The sequence below is a fragment of the Phenylobacterium sp. genome, assembly GCF_036563285.1.
Taxonomy (GTDB): Bacteria; Pseudomonadota; Alphaproteobacteria; order Caulobacterales; family Caulobacteraceae; genus Phenylobacterium.
The window spans coordinates 1,390,765-1,409,270 of the sequence record NZ_DATCMR010000011.1 but is presented as its reverse complement, the minus strand read 5'-3'; the positions used below and the strand labels follow the sequence as shown (position 1 = coordinate 1,409,270).

Below are 18,506 nucleotides of genomic sequence, written 5' to 3'. Positions count from 1 at the left end.
TTATCCCACGCCGTCGAGGTATTCGATGTCGGGCCGGCCGGCGAGCACACCCATGAACTTCGGCCCTGCGGCCTTGAAGTACTCGGTGCCGCCGTGGTGGGTCAGGGCGTCCTGGTCCTTGTAGAGCTCGAGAACCTTGTAGGTCTGCGGGTCGGAGCGGCTCTTCGTGAGCTGGTAGGCGATGTTGCCCGGCTCGTTGGCCCGCACCTGGTTCTGCAGCTCGCCGAAGAAGGCCTCGAACTCCTCGTTCTTGCCTTCCTGGATCTTGAGCGTGGCGATCACCCCGACGGTCATGCGCATCCTCCCAACGCTTGTTTGAAGGCGACGGTAGAGGCGAACGCCGGAGGAGTCACGGCCGGCGTGTCACACGCCGCGTCAGGCCTATATGCACGAGTCAGCGCGACAACTCTCGAAACGCGCTATCCTCTTGATACACTTTGAGAATGATCCTCTCGAAGTGTATCTCAGTGGGTTGGAAGGCACGAAAATTATCGTCCGCGAACTATCGCTAGGAGCGCTCGTTCCAGCCGTAGGCCACCCAGTGGTGGCCGCCCAGATGGCGGGCCTCGATGAGGCCGTTGGCGGCCGCGGCGGGCCGGGCGCGGACGGTGCGGCGGGCGCGGAGCGCCAGGCCCGCAAGCGCCAGGAGGGCCGACGCCATCAGCGCGATCACCGCCACGGTGGCGGCGAAGAAGACGGCCAGGACCACGCCGACGATCACGGCGGCGGCGGCGGCCAGGGTCCCGCCGATCGCAGCGAGGCTGCGGAGGGCTGAGCCGTGGCGGGCGGTGAACTCTTTCACCATGGCGATCCTTTCGGGCCCTTTGGCCGGGCCTAAACCAACTATGTCGGCCCGAGGGTTCCCGACGTCAATAAAGGATGAGGGTTAAAGGCGGCGAGATTTCGGTCAGGCGGCGCCCTGCAAGGAAAATGCCCGCCGCTCGCGCATGATGGCGTCGAAAGCGGCGTTGATGGCCGCGGCCTTGGCCTCCGCCACCTCGATGAACTCGCTGGGCAGCCCCCGCGCGCGGGCGCGGTCGGGATGGGCCTCGGAGAGCTGCGCCTTCCAGGCGGCGCGGACCTGCTCGTCCGTGGCGTCGTGGGCCACGCCCAGAACGAGATAGGGATCGTCGGCCTCGTGCCCCAGGTGCACCGCCTTGAGACGCCGGAAGGTCAGCGGCGACAGGCCGAACAACTCGGACACCCGCTCCAGGTAGGTGAGCTCGTCGTCGGTGACCGCCCCGTCGGAGGTGGCCACGTGGAACAGGCCATCGAGCACGTCCTCGAGGATCTGCGGGCAGCCCCGATAGCGCTTGGCGAGGCGGCGCGCATAGCTCTCGAAGCCGCGGGTGGTCTGGTTGGCGAGCTGGTAGAGGCGCCGGACATTGCCCTGGCTGCCGTCCTCCGGCTGGAAGACCTGGGAGAAGGCGGCGTACTCCTCGGCCGCGGCGTGGCCGTCGGCCTTGGCGAGCTTGGCGCCCAGGGCGGTCACGGCGGTCGAGAAGGCGGGGTCCTCGCCGGGCAGGCCCGGAGGACACTCGGCGCACTCGGCCTCGTCGAGGTTGCGCACCGCAAGGCCAGCAATTTTGCGCCAGAAGCCCATCTTCAGTACGGGACATGGCTTAAGGGTGTGACGGCACCATGACAACCTTGGCCCGGGTTAAGTTTTGGACAGGCTCTTCAGCTTCTGGATCGACCGCGGCGGCACCTTCACCGACGTGATCGGCCGCGCCCGCGATCAATTTGGCGACGGGGCCGAGACCTCACTGAAGCTGCTGTCGGCCTCGCCCGCCTACGAAGATGCCGCGGTGGAGGCCATGCGCCGGATCCTGGACGTGGGCCCCGGGGCGCCGTTCCCCGCCGAGCGGGTGGACTCGATCAAGATGGGCACGACCGTGGCCACCAACGCCCTGCTGGAGCGGCGCGGCGCGAAGACGCTGTTTGTCACCACCGAGGGGTTCGCCGACAGCCTGGTGATCGGCGACCAGGCGCGGCCGGAGCTCTTCGCGCTGACCATCCGGCGGCCGGAGCCGCTCTATGCGGGCGTGGTCGAGGCCGCCGAGCGGCTGGGGGCGGACGGGACGGTGGTGCGGCCGCTGGACCGCAATGCGCTGGCGGCGAAGCTGGAGGCGGCGGTGGCGGAAGGCTTCACGTCGGCGGCGATCGCCTTCCTGCATTCCGACCTGAACCCGGAGCACGAGATCGCCGCGGGCGAGCTGGCTCGGGCGGCCGGGTTCGCCTTCGTGGCCCTGAGCTGCGAGGTCTCGCCCCTGCCCCGCTTCGTCCCACGCGCGGAGACGACGGTGGCGGACGCCTACCTGACCCCGGTGCTGCAGGCCTACGTCCGGCGGGTCGCCGACGCAGTGGCCGGCGCGCCGCTCTACTTCATGACCTCCGCAGGCGGGCTGGTGCGGGCCGAGGCGTTCCGCGGACGCGACGCGGTGGTCTCCGGCCCGGCCGGCGGTGTGGTGGGCGTGGCGCGGACGGCGGCGCAGGCCGACGCCGCGGCGGTGCTGGGCTTCGACATGGGCGGCACCTCGACCGACGTGTGCCGGTTCGCGGGCCGGCTGGAGCGGCGGGATTCCGCGAAGGTCGCCGGGGTCAAGCTGCGCGCGCCGATGCTGGACGTGGAGACGGTGGCGGCCGGCGGCGGCTCGATCCTGACCTTCGACGGGATGCGCGCGCGGGCAGGGCCGGCCAGCGCCGGGGCCGACCCGGGGCCGGCGTGCTACGGCCGCGGCGGCCCGGCCACGGTCACGGACGCCAACCTGGTGCTGGGGCGGCTCGACCCGAGGTTCTTCCCCAGCGTGTTCGGGCCAGCGGGCGATCGGCCGCTCGATCCGGAGGCGGCGCGGGCGCGGCTCGCCGAGCTCTCCGAGGCGATGGGCGCGGAGAGCGTGGAGGCGGCCGCGGAGGGCTTCGTCGCCGTGGCGGTGGAGCAGATGGCCCAGGCCGTGCGGCGGATCTCCACGGAGCGGGGGTTCGATCCGCGCGGGCACGCGTTGACCGCGTTCGGCGGCGCGGCGGCGCAGGTCGCGTGCCAGACGGCGGAGGCGCTGGGGGTGGGCGAGGTGCTCTGCCCACGCTACGGGTCGGTGCTCTCGGCCTGGGGGATCGGCCAGGCGCAGGTGACGGCGCTGCGACAGGCGGGGCTGGAGGCGGCGCTGGACACGGCGGGGCTGGCGCGGGCTGAGGGACTGCTGGCGAAGGTGGAGGCGGAGGCCGTAGCGGCCCTGGCGGAACAGGCTGCGGAGGCCGGCGAGGTCCGGCGCACGCTGCGGCTGAGGTACGACGGAGCCGATGCCGAGCTGCCGGTGGGGCTGTCCTCGCTGGCGCAGACGAAGGCGGCGTTCGAGGAAGCACACAAGCGGTTGTTCGGCTTCATCGAGCCGGAGCGGACGGTGCTGATCGCGGCGGTGGAAGCGGAGGCGCTCTCCAACGCCGCTCATCCCCGTGAAGGCGGGGATCCAAGCGGCGTCCCCGCCGGCACGAAGGCTCCAGCAGATTCTCAAACCTGCTTGGATCCCCACCTGCGCGGGGATGAGCGGAATATGCTCTACGCCCGCGGCACGTGGCATGACGCGCCTGTCGTGGCGGCGGAACAGCTCAGCGAGATCGAGGGCCCAGCCCTCGTCGTGCGGGCGGACACGCAGATCGCGGTGCTGCCGGGCTGGCGCGCGCGGGGCGAGGCGGACGGGCTGATCCGGCTGATGCGGGTTGGGGCGGCCAGCACGGCGGCCATCGACCTCTCCAGGCCGGACCCGGTCACCCTGGAGCTGTTCAACCGGCGGTTCATGGGGGTGGCGGAGGCCATGGGGGCGGCGCTGGAGCGGACGGCGCATTCGGTGAACATCAAGGAGCGGCTGGATTTCTCCTGCGCACTGTTCGACGCGGACGGCGGACTGGTGGCGAACGCGCCGCACATGCCGGTGCACCTGGGGTCGATGGGGGCCAGCGTGCGGGCGGTGCGGGACCGTCATCCGCAGCTTCGTCCCGGCGAGGCCTTCGCGCTGAACAACCCCTACGCCGGCGGCACCCACCTGCCGGACATCACGGTGGTGATGCCGGTGTTCATGGACGACGCGGATGCGCAGGCCGCCTTTTACGTGGCGGCGCGAGGGCACCATGCGGACGTCGGCGGCGTGCAGCCGGGGTCGATGCCGCCCTTCTCCAAGTCGATCGACGAAGAAGGCGTCATGCTCGACGCCGTGCCAATCATGCGCGAAGGCCGCTTCATGGAAGCGGAGACCCGCGTCGCGCTGGCCGGCGGCCGCTGGCCGGCCCGGGCGCCCGAGCGAAACCTCGCCGACCTGAAGGCGCAGATCGCCGCCTGCCAGGCGGGGGCGTCCGCCGTGGCGGAGATGATCCGCACCCACGGCGCCGACGCCGTCGCGCGCTACATGACCTTCGTGCAGGAGAACGCCGCCCAGGCGGTGCGCCGCGCGCTGGGCCGGCTCTGCGACGGCGAGGCGCGGGTCCCCATGGACGGCGGCGGCGAGATCGTGGTGCGCACCACGGTGGATGCCGCGGCGGGCGAGGCGACGCTGGATTTCACCGCGTCGGCCGACCAGCTCGGCAGCAACTTCAACGCCCCTTCGGCGATCGTCGACGCCGCTGCGCTCTACGTCTTCCGCACCCTGGTCGACGACGACATCCCGCTGAATTCCGGCTGCCTGAAGCCGCTGAAGATCGTCACCCGCGAGGGGTCCATGCTGGCCCCTCGCCCGCCGGCGGCCGTGGTGGCCGGCAACGTCGAAAGCAGCCAGCACGTGGTGGACGCGCTCTATTCGGCGCTGGGCGTGATGGCGAACGCCCAGGGGTCGATGAACAACTTCACCTTCGGCGACGAGGACCGGCAGTACTACGAGACGATCTGCGGCGGGGCGGGGGCCACGGCGGACGCCGACGGGACCAGCGCGGTGCACACCCACATGACCAACTCGCGCCTGACCGACCCTGAGATCCTGGAGCGCCGCTTCCCGGTGCGGGTGGAAGCGTTCGCTCGGCGGGCGGGCTCCGGCGGCGCCGGCGCACACGCGGGCGGCGACGGGGCGGTGCGGCGCATCCGCTTCCTGGCCGGCATGGAGGCGGCCCTGCTCTCCTCGCGTCGCGAGCATCCGCCGCGCGGGGTCGCGGGCGGCGGCGACGCCCTGCCCGGCCGCCAGCGTTTGATCGCGGCTTCCGGCGAGGCTACAGAGCTTCCCGGCTGCTTCTCGGTTACGGTGCAGCCCGGCGACGTGATCGAGATCGAGACACCTGGGGGCGGGGGTTTCGGCCGAAAAGTTCTCGGGACGGCGCCTTCAAATCGCTGAATTGCCTGAGGTAAGCTCTCCACATGATCGCCCTCGCTCTTGCCCTTGCCCTGTTCGCCCAGGATGCGGCGTCTGCCGCGGAGGCTCCCGCCGCCGCGCCCGCCGAGAACCGCCTGCCGGCCGGAGCGCCGGCGGACGACTACCAGTTCGTGGCGTGGTGCTACGGCGCCCTGCGCGGCTACATCGACCTGCACGACGAGGTGATGCCGGAGGTCACCCGCATCGAGGCCGCGTTCCGACCGCCTGGCCGCAAGCTCGCCGACGACCTGAAGGTCTACGACGACCAGATGGTGCAGGGCCGCAAGGACCTGGCGAGGTTCCAGGCCGCGCTGACCGCGGCGGAGCGGGCCAGCCTGCAGCCGATCAACACGCTCGGCGCCCAGGCCGTCCGCAAGGGCCGTTCGGTGTGGAACGCCGGGCCCGACGTGACCAAGGCGCGCAAGGCCCAGGAGTGGATGAGCTGGACCCTCCCGGCCCGCTGCGTGTCCGTTGCCGACGCGCTGGAGGCGCGGGCCAAGCTGATGGGGGCGAGCTTCAAGGTGAACGCCGAGCCGGCGCCGGCCGCTCCGGCCGAAGCGCCTGCTGCACCCGCCGAGCCGGCTGCGCCGGGCCTCTAGACCCGCTCGTCCTCGCAAAGGCGGGGGTTACAGCAGGCGTCCGGCCTGGGCGGCTTCCAGCTCGACCACGTCGTGCGCGCAGACCAGCTTCACGGCGGCCGAGGCGTCGAGGGAGAGCTCGCGCAGGCGGCGCTGGTTCTCCAGCCTCGAGGCGCGGTCGACCTCCATCATGGTCTGGTAGGCCCGCAGCCCGGGCGTGCACCTGCGGTCGGGGCGGCGGACCTCGCCCCGGTAGAAGTAGGCGTCGCCGGCATGCAGCAGCCAGCCGGCCCCGGTGTCCACCGCCACCCCGGCGTGGCCCCAGGTGTGGCCTTTCAGCGGGATCAGCAGCACCTCGGGCGGCAGGCCGTCGAGCTGGCGCACCGCCTCGAAACCGAACCAGGGCTCGCCCTGGGGATCGTAGGTCCGCCAGTGGCGCACGTCGTCGAGCTGCATCGGGCGATAGCGGTTCTTCGCGACGAAGCCGTCGCGCAGCTGGTGGAAGGCGTTCAGCTCCGTGCTCGTCAGGTGGACGGTGGCCTCGGGGAAGTCCTCCAGTCCGCCGGCGTGGTCGAAGTCCAGGTGGGTGATCACGATGTGGCGCACGTCGCGGGCGGAGTAGCCCAGCGCCTCGACCTGCCTGAGCGCCGTCTCCTGCTCCCGAAGCCGGATGTTCAGCATGGCCGCGAACGGACGGCTGAGGCGCGGGAAGGGATCGCGCACGTCGCGCATGCCGTAGCCGGTGTCGACCAGCACCAGGCCGGAGCTGTCGGTCTCGATCAGCAGGCAGTGGCAGACCAGGTGGCCCAGCGGGCCCTTACTGCGCCCGTCGAAGACGGCGCCCCCGAAGGGACAGTCCGTCCCGCAGTTCAGGTGATGGATCTTCATCTGGCTCTCCCGTGCGGATTGAACCGCAGGGAGGCTGAGCCGTTCCGATGCCCCTCAAATGACCAACCTTGACCTTAAGGACTTGAATTCACGCCAATTTGCCGCGGGACGATCGCATCCAGCCACGCTTGCACGCGAGGCTTGCCGTCTTTAGGCGGACCGGTTTGACTGGATCACCACGTTCTGCGGGGGACCACCTATGCGGCTTCTTCTTGCGATCGCAGCCTGCGCCCTGCTGGCCGCTTGCGGCACCACCACGAGCACCCGCATGGCCGCGCCGACGGCGATCAGCGCCCCGGCGCCGAACAGCAAGGTGCTGCTGATGCAGCCCGACGTGCAGCTGTCGCTGCTCACCGCCGCCGGCCTGCAGGAGGCGCGCGCCGACTGGAGCCAGCAGGCGCGGACCAACATCACCCAGGCGATCGAGTCGGAGCTGCGCGCCAAGAGCCGCCCGTCCGAGCTGCTCGACCCGACCCAGGCCATGGCGGGCCGGGAGGGCCAGCTGATCCGCCTACACGAGGCGGTCGGCCAATCGATCATGGCGTTCAACTATGGGGTCATCAACCTGCCCACCAAGAAGGGGACCTTCGACTGGACCCTGGGCGAGGGCACGAACGTGGTGCGCGAGGCGCGCGGGGCGGACTACGCCCTCTTCGTCAACGGCCGCGGCTCCTATTCCAGCGGCGGGCGCAAGGCGATGTTCATCGGCATGGCGGCGCTGGGCGTGGGGATCCCGCTGGGCGGTCAGACGGTGTTCGCCTCGCTGGTCGACCTGCGCTCGGGACGGGTGGTGTGGTTCAACATGGCGACGGCCGGCGCCTCGGACGACATGCGTACGCCGGAAGGCGCCCGCGCCCTGGTCGGCAAGCTGATGACCGGAGCGCCCCTGTGACGCTGCGGCGGATCCTGACCGCCGCGGCCGCCGCGGCGCTGCTGGCTTCGACCGCCCAGCCGGCGCTCGCCCAGGCCCAGCCGAAGCTGCGCGAGGCGCAGATCCGCCCGGCGGTGAGCTCCGTCGAAGGCGGCCTCTGGGACATGTCGGACCAGATGGAGAACCACGTGAAGGCGTCGGCCGAGGTCAACAAGGACCCGCAGCTGAACGCCTTCGTGAAGACGGTGCTGTGCAAGGTCGCCACCGAGTACTGCGGCGAGATGCGGCTCTATGTGCTGGACCGGCCGGAGCTGAACGCCTCGGCCGCGCCCAACGGCTACGTCGACGTAAACTCCGGTCTGCTGCTGCGGGCGGCCACCGAGGACGAGCTGGCCTTCGTGCTGGCCCACGAGGTGACCCACTTCGCCCGCAGCCACACCCTCGAGCGCTACCGCCAGACCAAGCAGACGGCGACGGCGGGGATGATCCTGGGCATGGGTCTGGGCATCGCCACCGGCGGCGGCTCGCTGGTCAGCGACCTCGTCTACCTCGGCGCGATCGCCTCGCTGATGAGCTACAACCGCGAGCAGGAAGGCGAGGCCGACACCCTGGGCTACGGCCGCGCCACCAAGGCGGGATACGCCAAGGGCGCCGGCGCGGCCATGTGGAGCGACGTGATCGCCGAGACGCGCTCGTCGGACTTTCCGAAGACCCGCAACTCCGAGGCCCGCGCCAGCATCTTCCGCACCCACCCGATCACCGCCGAGCGCGTCGCCGCCCTGCAGGCGATGGGCGGCGGCGACACCGCCCGCGACGTGGCGGCGGAGAAGAAGTACCGCGCGGTGATCCGGCCGCACCTGGCCGCCTGGCTGAAGGACGACCTGCGCCGGCGCGATTACGGCCAGAGCCTCTATGTCATCGACCGGCTGTCGAAGCTGGGCGAGGACATGGGCGTGCTGGAATTCTACCGCGGCGAGGCCTACCGCCAGCGCCGCAGCGAGGGCGACGGGGCCAAGGCGCTGGAGGCCTACAAGCGGGCCGTGGCCAGCGCCGACGTCCCGGTGGCCGCCTGGCGCGAGCTGGGCGAGGCCGCGCGCAAGGCGGGCGACAAGGCCGCGGCGCGCCAGGCCTTCCAGACCTACCTCGACCGCGCCCCGCAGGCGCAGGACCGCTGGATCGTGGAATCCAGCCTCAAGACCGTTCAGGAGAGCTGATCCCATGAAGGCCATGCTCCGCAGCGTCGTCATCGGCGCGCTCGCGCTGGCGCTCGCCGCCTGCGCCACCGTCACCTCGGCGCCCCAGGGGACCTTCGCAGTCGGACAGGGCTACCAGGTGAACCTGGGCCGCGAGTGGTCGGACATCTCCAACATCATGACCGGGCGGCCGAAGAACGTGCGGCTGCTTTCGATCGACGGGCCGCTGCTCAACCGGCTGTACCTGACCGACGGTCTGGCGCCGGGCCAGTTCCTGGTGAAGCCGGCGAAGCGGGAGCGGCCGACCCCGACCTACCGCGCCAACATGGCGGCGACGGAGCTGGTGGAGTTCGTGGCCGACAGCGTGGCCGCGCTGGACTACCAGCGGGTGGAGACCTCCAACCTGCGGCCGACGAAGTTCGTGGGCGCCGACGGCGTGCGGTTCGACATCTCGGCCCAGACGGCCGAGGGGCTCGACATGGCAGGCACCGCGAGCGTCGCCGAAGCCGGCGGCAAGCTCTACGTGATCCTCTACCTGGCGCCGAAGGAGCACTACTTCGCCGCCACCCTCCCCGAGGTGGAGCAGGTGATGGCCTCCGCGCGGCGGGGCTAGCCCAGGTACCGCGCCAGCCGCTCCAGGCCCGCGGCGTTCTTCTCCGGACGCGCGGCGAAGCACCAGCGCAGCCAGCCCTCGCCTTCCTCGCCGAAGGCCGAGCCGGGCGCGAGGCCGAGGCCCGCGTCGGCGATGAGCTGCTTGGCGAAGGCGACGGAGTCCGTGCAGCCGGCGACGCGGAAGAAGGCGTACATGCCGCCGTCGGGCTCCGGAGCCTCGACGCCCGGCATCTGGCGCAGGGCGCCCAGCACCTGGTCCTTCGCCGCGGTGAGCTCGGCGCGAAGGGCGGCGACCTCCGCCTCGCCGTCGTGGAGGGCGACGACCGCCCCCGCCTGCACGAAATCGGGCGCGCAGGAGGTGTTGTACTCCAGGAGCACGCCGGCCGAGCGGACCAGTTCCGGCGGCATGACCATCCAGCCCAGCCGCCAGCCAGTCATCCGCCAGGCCTTGGAGAAGCTGTTGGTGCTGATCAGCCGGTCGCCCGGCTGGTGGAGCGGCAGGAAGGACGGCGCGGACGCGCCGGGGCCGAAGGTCAGCCGCTCGTAGACGTCGTCGGCGACCAGCCAGATGCCGTGCCTGCGGCAGTGGTCCAGGATCGGCTGGCGGTCCTCCGCCGGCAGGGTCCAGCCGGTGGGGTTGCTCGGGGAGTTGAGGAAGAGGGCGCGGGTGTCGGGGGTGAGCGCGTCGATCAGCCGGTCGACGTCGAGGCGCCAGCGGCCCTGGTCGGAGACCAGCGGGACCGTCTCCACGTCGCCCGACAGGATGCGCGGGATCTCCGGCACGTTGGGCCAGACGGGGGCGACCACCACGACGCGATCGCCCGGCGAGACCACCGCCTGGGCGGCGATCATCAGGGCGCTGACGCCGGAGTTGGTGATGGCCAGCCGCTCGACGCCGACCGGGACGCCGTGCAGGCGGGTGAGGTAGCCGCTCAGCGCCTCGCGCAGGTCGGGCCGGCCGAGGTTGTGGGTGTACCAGGTGCGGCCGTCGGTCAGGGCCTGCGCCGCGGCTTGGCGGATGAAGGCCGGCGTCGGCTGGTCCGACTCGCCGAACCAGAAGGCCAGGATGTCCTCGCGGCCCAGGCCGGCGTTGGCCACCTCGCGGATTTGCGAGACGCGCAGCGCCTGGACCTCGGGGCGGGCGACGGGGTCGAACATGCCTCCCCTTTAGCCTAGTCGGTGGCCTCCGGCTTGGTGACCGGCTTGGCGTCCTCCCAGCGGTAGGGGAGCACGTCGGGCTTTACATAGACCTCGGTGGTGAACTTGAACGGGTACCTGGTCCCGCTTGGGTAGACGACTTCGGCGAAGTAGGCCGTGAAGCCGGTCTTCGGCTGCGGGACGTTGGCGACCCAGCTGCCGTCCCTCTGCTGGGTCAGTCGCGTCGAGGTGAAGGCTTTTGGCCCGAGCGTATCGACGCGGAAGTCGCGGGCCTTGGGGTTGGTCCCCTGCCAGAGGTTCACCTCCAGCGGCTTGACCTTCGAGCGTACGACGATGGCGCCGTCGGACTTGCGCACGCCCCACTGGAAGTCCGGGATCGGCCGCTTGGTGAGCACAGCGTCGTGGAAGGCGGTGATGCTCTCCATGATGTCGGTGCCGCTGGTGGAGTGCTTGGAGTTGGGCAACATGCGCAGCCGCTTCGGCGGGGCCACCTTGTAGTAGCCGTAGCGGGTGTTGTCGGGCGGGAAGTACTCGTCGCCGACCGCATTGATCACGTACTTCGGGATCTTCATGGTCTGACGGTTCTGGTAGTTGATCGGGTCCTCGATCCGGTTCACGCCGGCCAGGCCAGGCTTGCCGATCATGTCGGGGATCAGCCGGTAGTGGACGTAGTCCTCCAGCGCCGGCGAGAAGTAGCCCATGGCCCGCCAGTGGTGGATGGCGGTCTGCTCGACGTTGAGCACGCTGATGACGATCGGCACGATGCCGACCACGCGCCGGTCGACGGCGCCGACCAGCCAGGTGGTCCAGCCGCGCTTGGAGCCGCCGGCCACCACGAAGCCGTTGATCCGGCGCTTACCGCCGGCCTCGGAGGCCATGTACTGCTGCACCGCGGTCATCGCCTGGGTCCCGGACTTCACCATGGGAAGGCGCAAGAGCTGCTTCGGGTCCTGGGTCTTGGCGTAGCGCGCCTGCAGGTAGGCGATGATCTGGTCCTCGACGTGGTCCTGCGGCTCGTCGGAGAAGCGCAGGGGCTGGTTGGGGACGTCGTCCAGCTGCACCACCACCGACTTCGTCTCCACCGCCAGCTTCGCGAAGCGGTCGACGGCCTTGGTCGGCGCGGGATCGCCCTTGTCGCCGCCGGTGATGTAGAGGAACGCCTTGTCGTGCCGGACGTCCTCGGGGACGATCACCGTCACCCAGTGCTTCCAGAGGTCCTGGCCCGGCAGAAGGGTCTCGGTGGACCAGCGCTGGGACGTCATCTCCAGGACGGCGCCGCGATAGCCGGGGCCGGAGATCGGGCCCACCACCTTCCAGCCAAATGCCGGATCGGCCTTGGCGACGTAGTCGTCCAGGGCGTTGGCCACAGCGGGCAGCGGCGCCGCCAGCAGGATCGCCGCAAACGCCGCGGCAAGCAGCTTGAAGAGCTTCATCCCCACCTCCCTAGATCCGCCTCTGCTGGGCGAGCGCGCAGCAGGACGCCGAGCCGATCGGGCCTTCCTCGTCGTAGAGGAAGCACTCGCCGATCCCAACGCCCGCGGTCGAGCCGTGGTTGATCACCTCGTAGCCGATCCACTCGCCGACGGGCTCGCGGTGCAGGTACACGGTGACGTCGGAATTGATGTACTTCAGCCCCTGGTCCCCGGCGTTCGCGAAGGGGCTGGCGAAGTCGGCCGAGACGGCGACGCGGACGAAGGGCGTCAGCGCCCGGCCCTCCACCAGTTCGCGCACCTCGGCCATCCAGGTCTTCTTCTTCCCCACCGTTCCGAAGTCGCCCTCGATCCGGCGCATGGCCCACATGCCGCCCATGCCGGCGCGGGGGTCCGTGGGCGGCGGGATGTCGGCCGGCTTGGGCACGTTCCAGGGCTCCGGCTTCCAGACGTTGCCTTCGGGGTTCTCCGTGCGGCGCAGGAACTGGCAGGTGGCGCGCCCGGCGCTGACCCCGCCTGAGATGAACTCGGCGTCGACCACCTTGATGCGCCGGCCTTCGCGCACGATGCGGGTGGTCACCTCCACGGGCGACAGGTCCGGCAGACGGTACATGTCGACGGTGAGCCGCGCCGGGATGAAGTCCGGGTCGCCGTGCAGCCGCTCGAGCTCTGCGCCTAGCAGGCCCGCAATGACCCGCCCGTGCAGGGACTTGGGGTCCCACGGTCCGCGGCTCGCGTCGGTGGGCTGGTAGAGGCCGTTCTCGATGCGGAAGAAGGGTTCGTTGGCCATGGCAGCGGACCTTGCCCGATCCCGTCAGGCCGCGTCCACCTCGGCCTCTGCCGGGTCTCGGCCGAGCACCGCGGTCACGGCCATGTCCCCGGTGACGTTGCCGACCGTGCGGAAGATGTCCGGGATCACCTCCACCGCGATGAGAATCGGCAGCAGGTCCAGCGGCAGGCCGAGCGCCAGGCAGATCGGGCCGGTGCTCATGAAGAACGAGACCTGGCCCGGAAGCCCTACGGACGCCACGCTGACGGCGAGCGCGATGATCACCGCGGCGGCGTACTGCAGCGGCGTCGGATCGATCCCGTAGACCTGGGCCACGAATATCGCCACGCCCAGGTTGGCGACGGGGCTCGTCATCTTGAAGACCGAGACCGCCAGCGGCAGCACCAGGCCGGTGACCCGGTCGGGCACCCGCAGCTGGTCGCGGCTCTGCTCGATCATCGCCGGGAGGCACGCGATGGAGGACTGGGTGGCGAAGGCGGCCACCCCCACCGGCGCGAACGCGCGGAACCACAGACCCGGCGGCACCCGGCCGACGACGAGCGCGACGAGGTTGGCCAAGATGATGATGCCAACCTGCGCCAGGACCACCGTGACTATGTAGTGGGCGATCACCCCGACCGCGCCGGCGCCGGCCCGCAAGCCCACGCCCAGGCCCAGCGCGAACACGCCGACCGGCGCGGCCCACAGCACCCAGCGCACGATGACCACCATGGCGTCGGCAATGGATTCGAAGAGCTGGATCAGCGACAGCCGCTTCACCTCCGGCAAGCGCGTGACGGCGAAGGCGAAGAAGCCGGCGAACACCACCAGCGGCAGGATGGCGTCCTCCGCCGCCGCGTGGATCGGGTTGGTGGGCGCGAGCGCCTGCAGGAACTGGGCAAAGCTCGGGGTGGCGGTCACTTCGGGTGGCGGGGGCGGCGCGCCGGCCCTCAGCGCCATGGCGCCCGTGGGGTCCACCGGCCACAGCGCATAGAGGCTGTTGTTGAAGAAGATCGTCCAGGCGCAGCCGATCAGCAGCAGGCCGAAGAACCAGGCCAGCGCCTTCAGCGCCAGACGTCCGGTCGCCGCCGCATCGGCGACACCGGCGATGCCGACCACCAGCACCGCGAAGAGCAGCGGCACGACGGTCATGCGCAGCGTGTTGAGCCATAGCGAGCCCACCGACTCCACGCCCTCGATCAGCGCCTTCACGCCGCCGCCGCCGTAGGCCGCCCCGGCGGCGCCCAGGGCCAGTCCGGCGACGAGCGCGATCAGCACGCGCACGCTCAAGGATCGGAGCATCGAAGGTCCTTCGGGTGGAGCAGGCGCCGACCCTAGGCGCCGGCCTTTCCAGGCGCAAGGAAGCTCCCTAGGCTGCCCGCGAACGGGGGAGACGACGCCATGGCCGGCCTGAAGGACAAGCGCGGCTTCATCGACAAGGACCGGCTCGACCTCTCCGAACGCAAGGCGGTCGAATACTGGATGAAGCGATGGGGCGTGACCCGCGACCAGATCACGGCGGCCCACCGCAAGGTGGGCCGCCTGACGAAGGACATCGCCGCAGAACTCGGCAAGACGCGCTGAGGCCTTACGGTTTCAGGATCACCTTGATGCAGCCGTCCTGCTTGTCGCGGAACTTCTTGTACATCTCCGGTCCGCGGCCGAGCGGCTCGATGTGTGTGAGCGGCAGCTTGGAATCGATCTGACCCTCGTCGATCCGGCGCAGCAGGTCGTCGGTCCAGCGCTTCACGTGGGTCTGGCCGGTCCTGATGGTCAGGCCCTTGTTCATCATGGCGCCGGCCGGGAAGCTGTTGGACATCCCGCCGTAGACGCCGGGGATCGAGACGGTGCCGGCCGCCTTGCAGGCCATGATCGCCTCGCGCAGCGCCACCGGCCGTTCGGTCTCGAGCTTGAAGGCGGTCTGCACCCGCTCCATCAGCTCGAAGACCGCTGTGGGTCCGTGCGCCTCGATGCCGACGGCGTCGATGCACTTCTCAGGCCCGTGGCCGTCGGTGGTGTCCTTCAGGTACTTCAGGACATTGACCTGCGAGCGGTCGAGCACCTCGGCCCCGACGCGGGCGGCGAGGGCCAGCCGCTCTGGCACGTCGTCGATGGCGATCACCCGCTTCGCGCCCAGGACGATCGCCGAGTGGATGGCGAAGAGGCCGACCGGGCCGCACCCCCACACCGCCACGGTGTCGTCCGGCTGGATGTCGGCCTGCACGGCCGCCTGCCAGCCGGTGGGCAGGATGTCGGTGAGGAAGATGTAGCGCTCGTCCTCGCCCGTCTGCGGGATCTTCACCACCGTCGTGGCGGCGAAGGGCACGCGCAGGTATTCGGCCTGGCCGCCCGCGTAGCTGCCGGTGAGCGCCGAGTAGCCGAACAGACCGGCGGTGGTGTCGCCGAACATCCGCTTGGCGAGCGCCGCGTTGCGGTTGGTGCGCTGGCAGACCGAGTAGTTCTGCTTCTGGCACTGCTCGCACTCGCCGCAGATCATCTGGAACGGCACGATGACCCGGTCGCCCACGTTGAGGCCGCGGGCCTTGGCCTCGGGCCCCACCTCGACCACCTCGCCCATGGGCTCGTGGCCCAGGACGTCGCCCAGGCACATGCCGGGCACGAAGCCGTTCATCAGGTGCAAGTCGGAGCCGCAGATGCAGGTCGAGGTGACCCGGATAATGGCGTCCTTGGGATCCTCGATGATCGGGTCCGGCACCTCCTCGCAGCGGAGGTCCTTCTTGCCCTGCCAGCAGATCGCTTTCATGGGGCTTCCTCCTAGAGGCAGTTGCGCTTGACGTTGGTCATCCGCGAGGCGGCGATCACGTCGAGGGCGGTGACGAAGAGCACGAAGCCGAGCGCGGCGCGGGCGGTCCCACGCTTCGGGTTGTGGCGGTTGTCGAGGGCCTTCAGGGCGACGATGTCGAAGACGTCGCCGGCCACGCGGGCCCACAGCACCTCGCTTTTGGTGGGGTCGCCGGCCAGGGTGAAGCCGGTCCACAGCTCACGGGCGCCGAACACCGCCTGCACCACCGGCTCCGGCGCCTTGATGCCCAGCGTCTTCTTCACATGGCCGGGAAACAGCGTTCCCCAGATGCCCAGCAGCACCGCATTTGCGCCGATGTTCATGGACAGCGTCGGGCTGATCGCCGGCTTGGCGCGCACCCGATCGGTGTGGATCACCACGTCCCTGTCCTTGCCCAGCGTGAGCCTCGGGTGAGGCTGCCGCGCAATGCGCTCGAAAGCTTCGCGCGATCCCCTGGCCACGCGGTCGAAGGTGTCCGTCGCCTGCGACGGCAATTTGGAGAAGAAGCTCCCCTTCCCATCGGGCTTTGCGGTGGTGGGTTCGGCTAGGCTCATGCGCATGACTCCCCGTTCCCCCGACAAGGGCACCAAGGATCGAGCGCACAGGTTCGTTCCCCGTTTTCGCTTAAGAAATGTGGGTTCCCGGCTCGGCCGAGCAGGCCCGGTCAGCGGCCGCGGATGATGGGCATCCGCTTGACGACCGGCGCGTAGAACAGAGCCGCGCCGAGCGCGCCAGCAGGGTCCTCAGAGCCAGAGGGTCCCTTTCGCCAAGCCACGGCAGCGCTGTGATCGTCAGTCACCGACGATTATGCTTCCAGTTCGATGTCCCAGTAGAGGTAATCGAGCCAGGATTCGTGCAGGTGGTGTGGCGGGAAGCGACGGCCGCGTTCCTGCAGCTCGAAGGCCGTCGGCCGGCGGGGTTTGTGGCGCGGATGCATGTGCGCCTCGGCCGGGGTGCGCCCCCCCTTCGACAGGTTGCAGGGGGCGCAGGCGGTGACGATGTTCTCCCACGTGGTGCGCCCCCCGCGCGAGCGGGGGATGACGTGGTCGAAGGTGAGTTCCTCCGAGGCGGTGCAGTACTGGCACGTGAAAGCGTCGCGGAGGAACAGGTTGAAGCGGGTGAAGGCCGGCGGCCGGTCCTGCGCCACATAGTGCTTGAGCGACACGACGCTCGGCAGGCGCATCTCGAAAGAGGGGGAGTGGACGACCTGATCGTAGGTGGACACCACGTCCACGCGGTCCAGGAAGACCGCCTTGATCACTTCCTGCCAGGGCCAGAGCGACAGGGGGTAGTAGCTGAGCGGCCGGAAATCCGCGTTCAGCACCAGGGCAGGCCAGCCGGACGGCGGGTGGCTAAGCACCTGCATCGTCGGACCTCCCGCGGGAGACTATGTCGTTCGCTTGTGGACTGAAGACCGAGCCCTCTATCGCGATACGCGCCAGCGTCAGGCGCTGCGAGAGGAAGCATAACGGAGATTCGGCGACTTCTCCATGGAAGCGCCGTGCGCCTCGCCCGCGGTATTGTTGTGCGGGCGAGGCTTACCGGCATCGCATCCGGATTACGCGCCGACGACGGCGGTGGCGCCCGCGATCGTGAGGCCCAGGGCCACGATCAGGTAGGAGGCGCTGATGTCGAGCAGGCGATTGAAGATGGCCGACATGGTCTTGTTCCTTCTTGATTGGGGCCCCGGGGGATCCGGAGCCGCTGTCCGTCTGGACACTGTTTAGATAGCACGCATCTGATCAGTGTCTAGATAGTTATTTACGCTGTACCGTTATGCATTTCTGCAAGGGCCGTAAGGCTCGCTGGAAGCAGCTCCGCTGTCCCGCCCCAGCCTCATGTGGGAATGGCGAAGCTCCGTCGCGAACGACGGATTCTAAGCTGGACTGTGAGCCGCGCTAACAACCCGGGGCGGGATCGGGGACGACGAAAAAGGGGCCCGCTGAGGGGCCCCTTCTCCTATCGGCGGGAGAGCGGGGAGATCAGCCGCCGATGACGGCCACGGCGAACGAGATCGTCAGGCCCAGACCCAGCAAGAACGCCGGCGCGAGGCGATCGAAAACCCGTTCGAACTTGGAAAGACCTGCGAGAGTCATGACACACACCTTTGAGTTTGAACCCCGGGGGAGCGGGGACGTTTGTTATTTGAACAACGCTAAGATAACGCCGATTTGAGCAGCGTCAAGATATCTTTACGGCGTCCAGATCGAGATTTATGGTGAGGGTCGATGAGAGAATCTCACAGCACCGCTGAAGCCCGGCCCTACCACCACGGCGACCTGCGCCGCGGGTTGATCGAGGCGGCCCGGCGGCTGCTGGAATCAGAGGGGCCCACGGCGTTGTCGCTGCGGGCGGTGGCCCGCGAGGCGGGCGTCAGCCCCGCGGCCCCGTACCACCACTTCAAGGACAAGGGCGAGTTGCTCGACGCCGTGGCCCAGGAAGGCTGGCAGAAGCTGGACGAGGCGCTGGCCCGCGCCAAGGCCGAGGCGCCGTCGATCCGCGAGGCCATGACCGGGCTGGGAGTCGCCTACGTCTGCTTCGCCCGCGACAACCCGGCGCTCTACCGGGTGATGTACGACACGGCCCGCGACAAGGAGGCCCTGCCGGAGACCATGCAGAACGGCGAGGACAGCGCCTACTGCAAGGTCCGCAACACCCTGGTGGAAGCGGGCGCCGACCCGACCGCGGCCACCGACCTGGAGCTCGCCACCGTGGCGGCCTGGTGCGCGGCCCATGGCCTGGCCGAGATGCGCGGCTTCAAGCAATTCGACCACCTGAAGGACGCGGTCGGCGGCGAGAACAACTTCCTGCGCGCGGTCTTCAACCACATGGGCCTGTTCCCGAGCCCCCAGCGCGAGTGCTAGACCGCGCCGG

General features: G+C 69.9%; 18 protein-coding genes. 7 read left to right on the top strand and 11 right to left on the bottom strand.

What is annotated here, in order from left to right; all coding sequences use genetic code 11:
• From VIL76_RS17790 to VIL76_RS17780, 3 genes are all read right to left on the bottom strand, one after another.
• Positions 1-294 (bottom strand): putative quinol monooxygenase, encoded by a 294-nt coding sequence (locus VIL76_RS17790; protein ID WP_332046380.1) that lies wholly within the window; start codon positions 292-294, stop codon positions 1-3.
• Positions 295-508: 214 nt separating this feature from the next.
• Positions 509-805, bottom strand: coding sequence for a hypothetical protein (locus VIL76_RS17785; RefSeq protein ID WP_332046379.1), 297 nt, complete (start codon positions 803-805; stop codon positions 509-511).
• 102 nt (positions 806-907) lie between these two features.
• Positions 908-1,603 carry a TerB family tellurite resistance protein gene (locus tag VIL76_RS17780; protein WP_332046378.1) on the bottom strand — a complete coding sequence of 232 codons (696 nt, stop codon included), beginning with the start codon at positions 1,601-1,603 and terminating at the stop codon, positions 908-910.
• A gap of 64 nt (positions 1,604-1,667) precedes the next feature.
• Here VIL76_RS17780 and VIL76_RS17775 point away from each other — a divergent pair, with 64 nt between their 5' ends.
• Both VIL76_RS17775 and VIL76_RS17770 read left to right on the top strand, forming a co-directional pair.
• The gene (locus tag VIL76_RS17775) at positions 1,668-5,312 is read left to right on the top strand and encodes a hydantoinase B/oxoprolinase family protein (protein WP_332046377.1); all 3,645 of its coding nucleotides are present in this window, start codon (positions 1,668-1,670) and stop codon (positions 5,310-5,312) included.
• A 23-nt stretch (positions 5,313-5,335) separates the two neighbouring features.
• Entirely contained in the window at positions 5,336-5,929 is a 594-nt protein-coding gene (locus VIL76_RS17770) for a hypothetical protein (RefSeq protein ID WP_332046376.1), read from the top strand.
• 27 nt (positions 5,930-5,956) lie between these two features.
• Here VIL76_RS17770 and VIL76_RS17765 read toward each other — a convergent pair whose 3' ends face one another.
• Positions 5,957-6,796 (bottom strand): MBL fold metallo-hydrolase, encoded by an 840-nt coding sequence (locus tag VIL76_RS17765; RefSeq protein ID WP_332046375.1) that lies wholly within the window; start codon positions 6,794-6,796, stop codon positions 5,957-5,959.
• A gap of 199 nt (positions 6,797-6,995) precedes the next feature.
• On the opposite strand from VIL76_RS17765, the gene VIL76_RS17760 reads away from it, so the two are divergent.
• The 3 genes from VIL76_RS17760 to VIL76_RS17750 are packed head-to-tail and all read left to right on the top strand — an operon-like array spanning position 6,996 to position 9,473.
• Complete coding sequence (locus VIL76_RS17760; protein WP_332046374.1) at positions 6,996-7,688, top strand: hypothetical protein; 693 nt, start codon at positions 6,996-6,998, stop codon at positions 7,686-7,688.
• Positions 7,685-8,881 (top strand): M48 family metalloprotease, encoded by a 1,197-nt coding sequence (locus VIL76_RS17755; RefSeq protein WP_332046373.1) that lies wholly within the window; start codon positions 7,685-7,687, stop codon positions 8,879-8,881. The genes VIL76_RS17760 and VIL76_RS17755 overlap by 4 nt, the downstream gene beginning before the upstream one ends.
• Before the next feature lie 4 nt (positions 8,882-8,885).
• On the top strand, positions 8,886-9,473 hold the full coding sequence (locus VIL76_RS17750) for a hypothetical protein (RefSeq protein WP_332046372.1): 588 nt from the start codon (positions 8,886-8,888) through the stop codon (positions 9,471-9,473).
• Here VIL76_RS17750 and VIL76_RS17745 read toward each other — a convergent pair.
• Genes VIL76_RS17745 through VIL76_RS17730 form a run of 4 tightly spaced genes read right to left on the bottom strand, consistent with a single transcriptional unit; the run spans position 9,470 to position 14,131 of the window.
• Positions 9,470-10,630, bottom strand: coding sequence for a pyridoxal phosphate-dependent aminotransferase (locus tag VIL76_RS17745; protein ID WP_332046371.1), 1,161 nt, complete (start codon positions 10,628-10,630; stop codon positions 9,470-9,472). The genes VIL76_RS17750 and VIL76_RS17745 overlap by 4 nt on opposite strands.
• Before the next feature lie 14 nt (positions 10,631-10,644).
• Positions 10,645-12,063, bottom strand: coding sequence for a PhoPQ-activated protein PqaA family protein (locus tag VIL76_RS17740; protein ID WP_332046370.1), 1,419 nt, complete (start codon positions 12,061-12,063; stop codon positions 10,645-10,647).
• A 10-nt stretch (positions 12,064-12,073) separates the two neighbouring features.
• Positions 12,074-12,850 carry a thioesterase family protein gene (locus VIL76_RS17735; protein ID WP_332046369.1) on the bottom strand — a complete coding sequence of 259 codons (777 nt, stop codon included), beginning with the start codon at positions 12,848-12,850 and terminating at the stop codon, positions 12,074-12,076.
• 24 nt (positions 12,851-12,874) lie between these two features.
• Entirely contained in the window at positions 12,875-14,131 is a 1,257-nt protein-coding gene (locus VIL76_RS17730) for a dicarboxylate/amino acid:cation symporter (protein ID WP_332046368.1), read from the bottom strand.
• Positions 14,132-14,230: 99 nt separating this feature from the next.
• On the opposite strand from VIL76_RS17730, the gene VIL76_RS17725 reads away from it, so the two are divergent.
• Positions 14,231-14,413 (top strand): DUF3606 domain-containing protein, encoded by a 183-nt coding sequence (locus tag VIL76_RS17725; protein WP_332046367.1) that lies wholly within the window; start codon positions 14,231-14,233, stop codon positions 14,411-14,413.
• 4 nt (positions 14,414-14,417) lie between these two features.
• Here VIL76_RS17725 and VIL76_RS17720 read toward each other — a convergent pair whose 3' ends face one another.
• The 3 genes from VIL76_RS17720 to VIL76_RS17710 form a co-directional block, all read right to left on the bottom strand.
• Positions 14,418-15,593: a zinc-dependent alcohol dehydrogenase gene (locus tag VIL76_RS17720; RefSeq protein ID WP_332046366.1), complete on the bottom strand. Its 1,176-nt coding sequence runs from the start codon at positions 15,591-15,593 to the stop codon at positions 14,418-14,420.
• An 11-nt stretch (positions 15,594-15,604) separates the two neighbouring features.
• Positions 15,605-16,186: a hypothetical protein gene (locus VIL76_RS17715; protein ID WP_332046365.1), complete on the bottom strand. Its 582-nt coding sequence runs from the start codon at positions 16,184-16,186 to the stop codon at positions 15,605-15,607.
• Between the two features lie 251 nt (positions 16,187-16,437).
• Positions 16,438-16,998, bottom strand: a complete 561-nt coding sequence (locus VIL76_RS17710; protein WP_332046364.1) for an HNH endonuclease — start codon at positions 16,996-16,998, stop codon at positions 16,438-16,440.
• An 862-nt stretch (positions 16,999-17,860) separates the two neighbouring features.
• Here VIL76_RS17710 and VIL76_RS17705 point away from each other — a divergent pair.
• Positions 17,861-18,496 carry a TetR/AcrR family transcriptional regulator gene (locus tag VIL76_RS17705; RefSeq protein WP_332046363.1) on the top strand — a complete coding sequence of 212 codons (636 nt, stop codon included), beginning with the start codon at positions 17,861-17,863 and terminating at the stop codon, positions 18,494-18,496.
• The last annotated feature ends 10 nt before the right edge of the window (positions 18,497-18,506 follow it).